This window comes from Amaricoccus macauensis (genome assembly GCF_049800915.1).
Lineage (GTDB): Bacteria > Pseudomonadota > Alphaproteobacteria > Rhodobacterales > Rhodobacteraceae > Amaricoccus > Amaricoccus macauensis_A.
The window spans coordinates 519,462-531,545 of sequence record NZ_JBNAFY010000004.1 but is presented as its reverse complement, the minus strand read 5'-3'; the positions used below and the strand labels follow the sequence as shown (position 1 = coordinate 531,545).

Below are 12,084 nucleotides of genomic sequence, written 5' to 3'. Positions count from 1 at the left end.
TGTTTACATAAACGCCTGAGAAAGTTAGATATTGGATCGATGCTTGGGTAGACATGATACCGCGCCGGGCCGTTGCGGCAGAGGGACCCGACCTGAACTTTTGTGTGTGTGAGGCTCTCTTTGTCGGACGAGGTTGATGTAATCGTTATCGGCGGTGGACTTGGCGGTGGGCTTGCCGCTTGGCAGCTTGCGCAATACGGCAAGTCCGTCCTGATGCTCGAAGCGGGGCCCTCCTCGGACCTCTCGACGGACCGGGATCCGATCCACCGGAAGATTCTGCGACAGTTCGCCAAGCGCCTTGGCAGGGCCAAGGCATCTTCCACGGGCGAAACCCTGACGTATTTCTCGGAAACGCCGAACGGTCGGGATGGAGTGCGGGAGGTTCCGATCGCGCTGGGCCGTGGGCTCGGCGGGTCCTCGGCACTCTACTCCGCAGCGCTTGGCCGAATGCGGCGGTCCGATTTCACGGTGAACCGGCCGGCGCCTGAGGGTGAGCCGGACGCTCTGCCGAACGACTGGCCGGTCGATTTCGATACCTTCCGGAGCTACTACCGGCGGGTCGAGAACCTGTTTCGTGTCCGAGGCGATGCCGATCCCGGCGATCCGGACGACGACAGCCAGCCGCTTGCGGCGCCTCTGCTCGGGCGGGGTGCGGCCGGAATGATCGCGGCGCTGGAGGCCACCGGGCACTCCCCCTATCGGCTTCGTGTGGGGATCGACTACGTACAGGGCTGCAAGGAATGCGTCGGGTCGCGCTGCCCTTGGCGTTGCAAGGCTGACGGCTACAGCCGCGCTATCCGCGTGGCGGAGGAGACGGGTAGGCTCCGGGTCGAAACCGGCGCGGATGTCCGCGAGATTTTCCAGCGGGATGATGGACTTGCCACGGTGGTCTACATTACGGAGGGCGGCCAGGCACGGGAAGTCACAGGGCATCGGATCGTACTCGCGGCGGGCGCATTGAATTCACCCCTTGTTCTCGAGCGATCGAAGCGTTTGTGGGAGAAGGTGGCAAAGCCGGCGATGCTGGGCCGGGGACTGATGTTTCATGTCTCTGATCTTTTCATCGTGCTGCGGCGCGGCGGGATGCGGCGCGATAAGGGACCTCGGAAGTGGTTGGCGCTGCGCGATTTCTACGATGACGGTGAAGTCAATCTCGGCGAGATCCAGTCGACCGGGTTCAATTCCTCGACCGGGCTGGTCATGTCGGAACTGCGTGCGCGGCTCCCCGCGCTGGCACGGGGCCCCGGACTGATCCTGCTCGATGCCTTGCGCCCCCTCGTCTGGCTAGGTGTGCGCCTCGCCGGGGAACATCCCATCGTTGCCACGATCACCGAGGATCTGCCCTACGCACGCAATCACGTGCGCGAAGAAGACGGAAAGGTCGTGGTGTCCTACAAACCGTCGGAAGGGTTGCGCACGCATGCGCGCGAGATGCGTGCGCGACTGCGTGCCGCTTTTGCACCATATCGGCTGTTCTTCGTGACCCAGCCAGGGCTGCCGAATTGGGGGCACCCCATGGGAACCTGCCGGATGGGCGACGACCCCGCGACCTCCGTCACGACGCCGGAGGGCAGGCTGCATGGCCATCCAAACATTCTGGTTGCGGATGCATCGGTCTTTCCGTCGTCCGGCGGGACCGGACCGGCGTTGACCGTCGCGGCACAGGGTATTCGCGCCGCGGACCTGATCGCCGAGGATCTTGCGTGGCAGAACCGGCAGAAGGTCGCCGTGGTTTCCGCCCGTACGCAGGCGCCGCCCCCTGGGGCCGAAACCGCGCGCCGCCTGCCCCCTGCCGTGCCTGATACCAGCGGATCTTAGGACCGGCTCTGGGTGCCGTTGGGCAAGGGTTGTATTTTGCTGCAAGCGCAGACGCGGTTTGCCAAAGGATTTAGGGATCGATAAAGCTCTGAAGAATACATTTCAGAGGTGATCATGCGGCCGGTAGTTCTCATCATACTCGACGGTTGGGGCCTGAACCCCTCGAACGAAGCGAATGCTGTTGCACAGGGCAGCACACCGAATTTCGATCGTATCTGGGAGAATTGCCCGCGCAACACCCTGCTTGCCTGCGGTAATGCCGTTGGGTTGCCGGAGGGGCAGATCGGGAATTCCGAGGTCGGGCACACCAATATTGGTGCCGGTCGGGTGGTCTGGATGGATCTGCCGAAGATCGACAAGGCGATCGAGGACGGCAGCTTTGCCTCCAATGCGGCGCTGGGCAAGTTCATTCAGAGCGTGAAAAGCGCAGGCGGCCGAGTGCACCTTGCAGGGCTGGCGTCTCCGGGCGGTGTACACTCGCATCAGCGCCATATTGCCGCGGCCGCCCGAGAGATTACCGCACAGGGCGTTCCGGTTCTGATCCATGCCTTCCTTGACGGGCGCGACGTGCCGCCCAAATCCGCGGCAAAGCAGCTTGCCGCGCTTGAGGCGGATCTTCCTGAGGGCGCGAGCATTGCCACGGTTTCTGGCCGGTTTTATGCGATGGATCGGGACAACCGCTGGGAGCGTGTAAGCCAGGCAACCGCCGCCATTCTGCAGGGCCAGGGCGAAAAGGCGTCGAGCGCCGCGGAAGCTATCCAGGCCGGATACGCACGCGACGAAACCGACGAATTCGTAATCCCGACGGTTATCGGCGATTATGCAGGTGCCAAGGACGGCGACGGGCTCTTCTTCATCAACTTCCGTGCGGACCGTGCGCGGCAAATTCTTCATGCACTGGTCGATCCATCCTTCGATGGTTTCGATCCCGGCACGCGCCCGGAGTGGTCCGCCACGCTCGGAATGGTCGAATATTCCACGAAGCTCAACGCTTTCCTCGACGTGGTCTTCCCCTCCGAGGATATCGTCAACACGCTCGGTGCCTGGGTGGCGGGCAAGGGGCTCAAGCAGTTCCGGATCGCCGAGACCGAAAAATACCCGCATGTCACCTTCTTCCTGAATGGTGGTGTCGAGGAGCCGGCAGAGGGTGAGGAGCGCTACATGGCACCCAGCCCGAGGGTTCGGACGTACGACATGCGGCCCGAGATGTCGGCGGCCGAGGTCTCGGAAAATCTCGTGAAGGCAATCCGTTCCGGTGAATACGGGCTCATTGTCTGCAATTTCGCCAACCCGGACATGGTGGGCCACACCGGTGATCTGAATGCCGCGATCAAGGCGGTCGAGGCGGTCGACACCGGTCTCGGGCAGGCGCTGGATGCCATTTCGGACATGGGGGGTGCAGTGATCGTCACGGCCGACCACGGGAATTGTGAGGTCATGGTCGATCCGAAATCTGGGGAGCCGCATACCGCGCATACGCTCAATCCGGTGCCGGTCATCCTTGTGGGTGGCCCAGAGGGGGCGAGCCTGCGCTCGGGCGGAAAGCTGGGCGATCTAGCTCCGAGCCTGCTTGCGCTCATGGGGCTCGAGCAGCCGCCGGAGATGACCGGCGAGAGTTTGATCGAGACTGCATGAAGTACTGGCTCCGGATCGCAATTCTTGCTCTTTTCTGCGGTCTTGCCGGTGGCGTGCCGTTTCACGCCGCCACGCCGGAGGATCTGGATGCCGCGGCGGCGCGGCTCGCACAGGCGGGCCGGGCGCTGGATGAGCTCAGAGATGGCGAGGTGGGGCCGGTCGAACTGGCTGACGGCATTTCGATATACGACCGCTCGCTTTCTCAAGTGCGCAGTGTCGTGTTGCAGGCCGGTGCGCTGGAGAACGAGGTGAGGTTGCAGATCCTGCGTGAATCCGCAGAAATGTCCACTTTCCTCGCAATGCTGGAAAGTCTGTCGCTTGGCCGGGCGCGGCCGCTCGGCCTGCATCCGGAAGGCCCTCTGGGTGCCGCGCGTGCGCGCATGATGGTCGGCGCCATTCTCCCAGCTATCAGCGACGAAGCCGTTGAAGTCAAAGCGCGGCTGGACGCGATCGAGCTCGCGGGGAGACAGCAGGAAGAGGGGCTGGCGCTTCTCGAGGATGGGCTGGCCAAACTTGCCTCCGCACGGGCGGAACTCGTCGACCAACTGCAGTTCCGTCAGGAATATCGCATACCGGCAGATCATCGGCTGACTGAGGCGCTTTCCAGCGCGGAAAGCCTGGCGGATCTGACCGCGGAGCTTGATCCCAGCAGCGCGGGCCGAACAGTGTCGGATACTGAACGGGAGGCGCGCCTCTGGCCGGTCGACAAGAGTGTTCTGAGGGCGTTCAATGAGCGGGACGCGGCCGGGGTTCTCTGGCCCGGGATCGTGCTGAGTGCCGCGCCGAGTTCGCTGGTCCGCGCACCGGGCGATGCGACGGTGAGGTATGCCGGTCCGTTTCTGGACTATCGGGCCATCATCGTTCTGGAAACGGGAGCATCCGAGCTTGTCATCCTTGCCAATCTCGCGGAACTCATCGTGAGCACTGGTGAGCGCATCGAGAAGGGTGCCCCGCTGGGGGTTCTGGGAGGACGCTCACCCGGTGTTGAAGAATATGTGAAAATCCCGGATCTAGAAACTGGCGCTGGCCTGCGCGAGGCACTGTATATAGAAGTCAGGGATAGGGGCGGCCCGATCGATCCTGTTGCCTGGTTCGACGGAAATAACGGATAGGAAGACGATCTATGAAGAAGATCTGGCTGGCCGGAATTACGGGCGCTGTCGCAGGGATGGTTTTCAGCACCCAGTTTGCCGGCCCCATTGTCGCGCAGGAAGCCGAACGCGAAAGCGATGTCTATGAGCAGCTTGATCTGTTCGGGGACATCTTCGAGCGCATTCGCTCTTCCTATGTCGAACCGGTCGAGGAGAAGGAACTGATCGAGGCCGCGATTGACGGGATGCTGGCATCCCTTGATCCGCATTCGAGCTACCTTCCGCCAGACGACTTCGACGACATGCGGGTGCAGACCCGCGGCGAGTTCGGCGGGCTCGGCATAGAGGTGACGCAGGAAAGCGGCTTCGTGAAGGTTGTGGCCCCCATCGAGGGCACGCCGGCGGATAGGGCCGGTATCCAGTCCGGCGACTTCATCACCCATGTGGACGGTGAAAGCGTGCTGGGGCTGAACCTGAACGACGCCGTCGATCTGATGCGCGGGCCGGTGGGCTCCGACATCACCATCACCGTTACACGTGAGGATGAAGCCGAGCCGTTCAACGTCACGATCACACGCGAAACCATCAAGATTTCCGCCGTGCGGTCGCGGTTGGTCAATGATGTCGTTATCCTGCGCATTACCACCTTCAACGAGCAGACCTTCCCTAATCTCGAGGAGCAACTCGCGGAAAGGGTGGAGGAAGCGGGCGGCTTCGACGCCGTGTCCGGGTTCGTGATCGATTTGCGCAACAATCCGGGTGGACTGCTCAATCAGGCGATTTCGGTCGTCGACGCCTTCCTCGAGTCGGGTGAGATCGTTTCGACCCGCGGCCGGGATTCGAGCGACAGCGAACGCTACAATGCGACCCCGGGCGATCTTGCGGAAGGAAAGCCGATGGTCGTGGTGATCAACGGTGGCTCGGCCAGTGCCTCCGAGATCGTGGCAGGTGCACTCAAGGATCATCGCCGCGCGGTCATCGTGGGTACGAAGAGCTTCGGAAAGGGATCGGTCCAGACCATCATGCCAGTGCAGAACGATGGGGCAATGCGACTGACCACCGCGCGCTACTACACGCCGTCCGGCAGGTCGATCCAGGCGCTTGGCGTCTCGCCGGATATCATCGTCGAACAGCGTCAGCTTGATGCGAATGGCAGCGAGGAGGAGAGCGAAGAGGATCAGCTTCCCGGTGTTCGCTCGGAAGCCGATCTGCGCGGTTCGCTCGAGAACGACAGCCTGACGGAAGACGAAAAGGCGATGATGGAAGAAGACCAGGAGCGCCAGGAGCAGACCGAGGATCTTCGAAACGAAGATTACCAGCTTTCCTACGCGATCGACATCCTGCGGGGCATGTCCTTCCGTCAGGCGGAAGAGTAGGGCATCGGAGTGAGCCTGGCATGACCGAGGAAGAGGTCCTGGCCTTGCCGTATCGCCCCTGCGTCGGGGTGATGCTGTTCAATTCCGATGGATTGGTCTTTGCTGGCCAGCGCATCGACAATCCCGGCCCCGCTTGGCAGATGCCGCAGGGCGGGATCGACAAGGGTGAGGAGCCGGAGGAAGCCGCGCTCCGTGAACTTGGCGAGGAGACCGGGCTCGCTCCGGCGGCTGTCGAGATTGTCGCGCGTACGCCGGAATGGCTGACCTACGATCTGCCCCATGATCTTGTGCCGAAGATCTGGAAGGGGCGGTTCCGCGGTCAGAAGCAGCTCTGGTACCTGATGCGGTTCCTAGGCAGCGATGCCGATATCAATATCGAGACCAAGCATCCCGAATTCAGCCGCTGGTGCTGGATGTCCCCCGATGACCTTGTGGCGCATATCGTCCCGTTCAAGCGCGCGTTGTATGCGCAGGTCATCGAGAGTCTGAAGGACCGGATCGACTGAAGCCGATGAACCCGCCGGTGATCACTTTCGCCGGCGGTGCTCTTCGAGGCGGGGCATGATCTCCACGAAGTTGCAGGGACGGTGGCGGAAATCGAGCTGTGGTTCGAGGATTTCATCCCAGGCATCTCTGCAGGCCCCCGTCGAGCCGGGCAACGCGAAGAGGTAGGTTCCATGGGCCACCCCAGCGCAGGCGCGGCTCTGGATTGCCGAGGTGCCGATCTTCTTGAAAGAGACCATGGCGAAGAGTGTGGCGAAGCCGGTGATCGTCTTCTCGTAGACGGCTTCATGCGCCTCGACAGTCACGTCACGGCCGGTGAGCCCGGTGCCGCCTGTGGTGATCACGGCGTCAATCCCGGGGTCGCTGACCCAATCCTTGAGCTTGGCGACGATCTGCGCCTTCTCGTCGCGCAGGATGGCCCGATCGGCCAGCAGGTGTCCGGCACGTGCAATGCGCTCGACCAGGGTGTCGCCCGAGCGGTCATCCGCGAGAATCCGGCTATCCGAAACGGTAAGCACGGCAATTCGGACCGGAATGAAGCTTCGGGGTTCTGTCGTGTCGTTCATTCTTCAACCTGACTTGGCGAATACGAGGCGCAGCGCAAGTGCGCCGAAAATGGTGGCAGCACAGCGCCGGACCCAGCGCTCTGCGGTACGGGATGCCTGAAGCCGAATCCCGGCCCGGCCCGCCGCGGCGCCCAGCCCTGCATTCACGAGAAACCCGCCAAGAGCAATCACCAATCCGTAAGCTATGAATTGCGCGAATACCGGCGCGCCCTGCGGTGAAACGAATTGCGGAATGAATGCGAGGACGAAGAGGATCACTTTCGGGTTGGTGAGATTGACGACGAGACCCTGTCGGAACGCCGCTCTGGAGGCCATTCGGGTATCGGGCATTCTGGCTGCAGGCGCGCGCAACGCGTTCCACGCGATCCAAAGCAGATAGCCTGCGCCAATCCAGCGGATAGCGTCGAGCAGGGCGGGGTTTCGGGCGAACAGGGCTCCGAGGCCGAGCCCCGCGATCGTCACGTGGACCATGGCGCCAAGCGACACGCCCAGGCTCGCGGCAGCGGCGGTGCGGGGACCCGATCGCATTCCCTGGGCGATGCAGAACATCATGTCCGGTCCGGGGGTGAGATTAAGGGCGAGGCCGAGCGGCAGAAATGTGGCCAGCGTGAGAATATCCAATCCGAGTATCACGCGCTGTCGAGCCTTTCCCGAATTTGCAGCAGATCTGCCCAGGCGACACTTTTCTTTTCGGGGCCGCGCAGAAGGGCCGCGGGGTGGAACATTGGCATCACGGGAATCCCGCGCCATTCCGACCAGTTCCCCCGGAGGCGCGTGATGCCGGTCGTGGTCTCCAGAAGCGTTTTCGCCGCAGCATTGCCCATTGGCACCAAGACCGTCGGTGCAGCCAGTTCGATATGCCGGTGGAGGAAGGGCAACATCATGGAGATCTCATCCGCGGAGGGGTCGCGATTCTGTGGCGGACGCCAGGGGAGCACGTTGGTGATATAAGCGGCCTGCTCCGGCGCTTCGGCATGGCGGGAGAACCCGATCGCCGCGAGCATCCTGTTCAGCAACTGGCCAGACCGACCCACGAAGGGCAATCCCTGACGGTCCTCGTCCCGGCCCGGTGCCTCCCCCACGATCATGAGCCGGGCTTGCGGGTTGCCATCGGCGAAGACGGTGTTGCGCGCGCCCTTCTTCAGCGCGCAGTCATCGAAGCTCTCGAGACTGGACCGCAAAGCATCGAGCGTCGCGCATTCCGCGGCTCTTGCGCGTGTATCAGGTGCGGTGGGCTGGGCTGGCAATGGGGGCGCTGCTGCGCCGCTGCGGGTCGCCTTGGCGCGTGCCGGCCGCTGTGATCGAGCAGCGGCTTCTTCCTCGGCAGCAATATGCGCAGCGAACCGGTCGATCGGTTCGTCTTCAATCGCTTCGTCCGCGCCCATCTCCACCAGCCAGGCGAGCATGGCGAGATCCGCATCGCGGCTGGTCTGTGCCTCGAATTCGGCGGTCACGTTCGTGCTCCAGATCGGCAACCCCCGGAAGATAGCGCCCGGCGCCAGGATTGACCAGACGCGCAACGCCCGTGCGATAGCCGGGCAATCGCTTCTCGATCCATCGGCGCAACGCCCGCCTGGCGCGCATAAGATCACGCGCTGTTCGTGGCGGCGCCAGCACGCCCGGGCCCGCAGACCGCTCACATCAGGAACCGAAGGCCAGCAATCGATGTCCGATGAAACCGAGAACCTCAAACTTCCCTACATCATGCCGAACCAGGCGCAAAAGCATGTGACCCACAACGAGGCGATTCGCGTTCTTGATGCGCTGGTGCAGCTTTCGGTCGCGAGTGCAGGGGCCAGCGTTCCGCCCGAGACCCCGGATGCCGGGGCGCGATACATCGTCGCGCCAGGCGGCGGTGGCGACTGGCAGGGATGGGATGCGAGCATTGCCTATTTCGTTGACGGCTTCTGGATGCGCATGGTTCCGCAGGTGGGCTGGCAAGCCTGGGTGCAGGACCGTTCGGAAATGCGGGTTTGGTCGGGCACTGCCTGGATCTCGATTTCCGGCGGCTCGGTTTCGGGAGGCGCGGCCCAGAATCTCACCGAGCTCGGGGTGGGAACTACGGCTGACGCGGCAACGCCATTCGCTGCCAAGCTGAATGCCGCGCTCTGGACGGCCGCAGGTGTGGACGAAGGCGGAGACGGAAACCTGCGCACGACGCTCAACAAGGAGACTGATTCTGCGGATGCGGGAATCGTCTTCCAGACCGGGTATTCCTCGCGCGCGCTGATGGGGCTGATGGGAAGCGATAATTTCAGCCTGAAGGTCAGCCCGGACGGTGCAACTTTTCTTCCCGCGCTGAACGTCTCGCATCAAAACGGAAACATCGGCATTGGTGCCGGGGCGGACGTGAACAATCGGCTTCTGGTCTCCGGGCGGAACAGCCTCTTCACCAATCCGGGTGATCTCAACGTTGTAATGAACAAGGGTGCCGATGAGGATGATCTGTCCTTTGCGCTGCAGTCGGGCCACGCGACCCAGGCGCTGTTGGGACTGCTTGGCGGGCGGGATTTCACGATCAAGGTCGGGGCGGACTACACCACGGCGCTGGTTATCGACAACGCAACGGGTTCAGTCTCGTTGCCGCGCAACGCAAGCTTCTCGGCCACGACACCGGATGAGCAGTCTGTTGCGGAGAACGAATGGACGTCACTCGTCTTCAACAATGTGCGCCACAATATCGGCGACCACTACGACCCGGTGACGGGCGCATTCACCGCGCCGGTCGACGGCGTCTACATGTTCGGAGCGAATGCGGTCTACAAGGAGGCTGGTCCAATGCCAAACTTTGTGAAAATTGGCTTGGCGCTGAATGGAGGTAACCCATCAAATGACCGGACTACGTTACTTGGAGGAATCGAGTTCGCCTCGCTAAGAACGAGTATAGCAACGATGTCGATAGTACAGCTTGGGGCTGGTGATAAGGTTCAACCACAAATTCGGTACATTGGAGCAGGTGGCGATGTCGCCGGGACAAATACCGGATCGTTCTACGGAGTAATTGTTTCGTAAGTCAGATGGATGTACTCCGGTATTTTTCCGAAATTGATAATTCAATTTATCAAGGTTCGAAATCCTATTATTTACTACGAATAACTTTATCGATCTGTCGATTGTAATAAAGATCTATTATGTCTAAATAGGTAACAGCGACCATTAATAGTCGCTGCTGCCCAGCGTATTGGGCGCATGGTGGAGATGATCGCCTGCGCCGATTTCTGCCGCTAGTTCATGGAGCCGCGTGCCTCCATAAGCTCTTCTTTACGGAAACGCGCCGGGCATGACTGCCCGCGGCAGCCAGAGCGAGAGTGCGGGGAAGGAAATGATGAGGATCAGGATCACCAGCATGGGCAGGAGAATGATCGCCACATCACGCATGACTTGCACCACATTGAGTTCCGCGATCGCAGCTGAAATGAGCAGGCACAGCCCATAGGGCGGCGTGACCAGCCCGAAGGCCAGAGACACGATCCCGATGATCGCGAAAGCAATCGGGTCAAGCCCTGCGGCTTGCGCTACCGGCATGAGAACCGTGCCGAGGATGATGATCGTCGGAATGGCGTCGATAAACAGGCCGAAGATCAGGAACAGTGCCGCAATGACAAGGCCGGTGCCGAGGGGGCCGAATTCCAGCGCAGTCATCGTGCCGACGATCAGCCGCGGGACGTTGTAGAAGGAAAGCATCCATCCGAAGGCAGAGGCTGTGCCGATGGCGAAGAGCGAGATGGCGGCGAAGCGGCCCGTGTCATAGAAGATCCGACCCAGATCGCGCGGCCTCACCGTTCGATAGACGAACAGCCCGAGGATGAGAGCGTAACCGGCAGCGATAATCGCGCTTTCAGTAGGCGTCACGATGCCGCCGATGATGCCGCCAATCACGAGGATCGGGGTCAGCATGGCGAGTGCCGCCCCCTTGAGTGCCGCCCAGAACTCCGCAAGGCTTGGTCGACCGGCAACCGGATAGTCGTAGACCTTCGCATAGCCGTAGACCGTGGCCATCAGTGCCAGTCCGATCATCAGGCCCGGGATCGCGCCGCCGAGAAACAGCGCCCCGACCGAGACCTGCATCACGCCTCCCCAGACAACCATGAGGATCGAAGGTGGAATGATCACGCCCATCACCGAGGAGCAGGCGGTGATGGCGACGGCAAAGCGCGTGTCATAGCCCGCGCGCTGCATGGCCGGGATCAGGATCTTGCCGCAACCGGCGGCATCAGCCGTCGATGAGCCCGAGATGCCCGCGAATAGCATGGAAACAGCGACATTCACATGGCCCAGGCCACCCGGCATCCAGCCGGTCAGGACGCGGGCAAGCTCGATCAGCCTGTCGGTCACCTTCCCGGAGTTCATCAGGTTCGCCGCCAGCAGGAAGAACGGGACCGCAAGAAGAATGAAGGAATTGTAGGACTGGAACATCCGGTCCAGCACGATGAAAGGCGTCAGCCGCAGTTCGAGCAGCACGACGGGAATGGTGGCGATCCCGAGGGCGAAGGCCACCGGAACCCGGATGATCACGAGAAGGATGAAGCCGCCGATGAGAAGGCCGCAGGCTAGTCCGGTACCGACAATCATGACGCGGCTCCTCTCGCGGCCCGCCAGTCGGCGATAAGTTTCCAGAGCCGGAAGCCGGCAAACAGGGTCCAGACCGTTCCGGCGATCGGGACCGAGACATAGGTGATCGCCAGGTTGGCACGCATCATGACCGAGCGCTGATTGCTGCCGAACTGCGCGTATTCAATGCCATAGATCATGAAGAGCACCGAGAAGAGCAGAATCAGGACAAGCACGACCCCCTGCTGCAGCAGTTTGCCCAACGGCGTCGTCGCATCGGGAAAGATACGCACATCGAAATGGGTGCCGTCCCAGACCGCCACCATGGACCCGATCATCACGATCCAGACGAAGATGAAGGTCGAGAGTTCTTCGGTCCAAAGGTAGTTCGGAATGACCCCGGTATAACGGGACAGGACCTGCATCGCGACTGGGACGGCAAGGATTGCCATGAGCACTCCCAGCATGACCCGCAACAGATTGCAGAAGCGTTCGAGGACACGTTCGACCATAACGGCTCCAGTGCGGTGGATAGACACTCGC

The 12,084-nt window shown here is 61.9% G+C and carries 11 protein-coding genes; 6 read left to right on the top strand and 5 right to left on the bottom strand.

Going from position 1 to position 12,084, the window contains the following annotated elements:
- Positions 1 to 120: 120 nt before the first annotated feature.
- From ACP15W_RS13085 to ACP15W_RS13065, 5 genes are all read left to right on the top strand, one after another.
- Positions 121 to 1,818: a GMC oxidoreductase gene (locus tag ACP15W_RS13085; protein WP_424933340.1), complete on the top strand. Its 1,698-nt coding sequence runs from the start codon at positions 121 to 123 to the stop codon at positions 1,816 to 1,818.
- Positions 1,819 to 1,932: 114 nt separating this feature from the next.
- The gene (gpmI, locus tag ACP15W_RS13080) at positions 1,933 to 3,453 is read left to right on the top strand and encodes a 2,3-bisphosphoglycerate-independent phosphoglycerate mutase (RefSeq protein WP_424933339.1); all 1,521 of its coding nucleotides are present in this window, start codon (positions 1,933 to 1,935) and stop codon (positions 3,451 to 3,453) included.
- Positions 3,450 to 4,565: a murein hydrolase activator EnvC family protein gene (locus tag ACP15W_RS13075; protein WP_424933338.1), complete on the top strand. Its 1,116-nt coding sequence runs from the start codon at positions 3,450 to 3,452 to the stop codon at positions 4,563 to 4,565. The genes gpmI and ACP15W_RS13075 overlap by 4 nt, the downstream gene beginning before the upstream one ends.
- A gap of 11 nt (positions 4,566 to 4,576) precedes the next feature.
- On the top strand, positions 4,577 to 5,920 hold the full coding sequence (locus ACP15W_RS13070; RefSeq protein WP_424933337.1) for a S41 family peptidase: 1,344 nt from the start codon (positions 4,577 to 4,579) through the stop codon (positions 5,918 to 5,920).
- A gap of 20 nt (positions 5,921 to 5,940) precedes the next feature.
- On the top strand, positions 5,941 to 6,426 hold the full coding sequence (locus tag ACP15W_RS13065) for an RNA pyrophosphohydrolase (protein ID WP_424933336.1): 486 nt from the start codon (positions 5,941 to 5,943) through the stop codon (positions 6,424 to 6,426).
- Positions 6,427 to 6,447: 21 nt separating this feature from the next.
- Here ACP15W_RS13065 and moaB read toward each other — a convergent pair whose 3' ends face one another.
- From moaB to ACP15W_RS13050, 3 genes are read right to left on the bottom strand one after another with little or no spacing between them, the layout of a single operon-like run.
- Positions 6,448 to 6,990 (bottom strand): molybdenum cofactor biosynthesis protein B, encoded by a 543-nt coding sequence (moaB, locus tag ACP15W_RS13060; protein WP_424933335.1) that lies wholly within the window; start codon positions 6,988 to 6,990, stop codon positions 6,448 to 6,450.
- 3 nt (positions 6,991 to 6,993) lie between these two features.
- Positions 6,994 to 7,611 (bottom strand): LysE family translocator, encoded by a 618-nt coding sequence (locus ACP15W_RS13055; protein WP_424933334.1) that lies wholly within the window; start codon positions 7,609 to 7,611, stop codon positions 6,994 to 6,996.
- Positions 7,612 to 7,619: 8 nt separating this feature from the next.
- Positions 7,620 to 8,396, bottom strand: coding sequence for a uracil-DNA glycosylase (locus ACP15W_RS13050; RefSeq protein ID WP_424933412.1), 777 nt, complete (start codon positions 8,394 to 8,396; stop codon positions 7,620 to 7,622).
- 259 nt (positions 8,397 to 8,655) lie between these two features.
- Here ACP15W_RS13050 and ACP15W_RS13045 point away from each other — a divergent pair, with 259 nt between their 5' ends.
- Positions 8,656 to 10,002, top strand: a complete 1,347-nt coding sequence (locus ACP15W_RS13045; protein ID WP_424933333.1) for a DUF2793 domain-containing protein — start codon at positions 8,656 to 8,658, stop codon at positions 10,000 to 10,002.
- Positions 10,003 to 10,251: 249 nt separating this feature from the next.
- Here ACP15W_RS13045 and ACP15W_RS13040 read toward each other — a convergent pair whose 3' ends face one another.
- Positions 10,252 to 11,562 carry a TRAP transporter large permease gene (locus ACP15W_RS13040; protein ID WP_424933332.1) on the bottom strand — a complete coding sequence of 437 codons (1,311 nt, stop codon included), beginning with the start codon at positions 11,560 to 11,562 and terminating at the stop codon, positions 10,252 to 10,254.
- Complete coding sequence (locus tag ACP15W_RS13035; protein WP_424933331.1) at positions 11,559 to 12,053, bottom strand: TRAP transporter small permease; 495 nt, start codon at positions 12,051 to 12,053, stop codon at positions 11,559 to 11,561. Before ACP15W_RS13035 ends, ACP15W_RS13040 begins: the two co-directional genes overlap by 4 nt.
- Between the last annotated feature and the right edge of the window lie 31 nt (positions 12,054 to 12,084).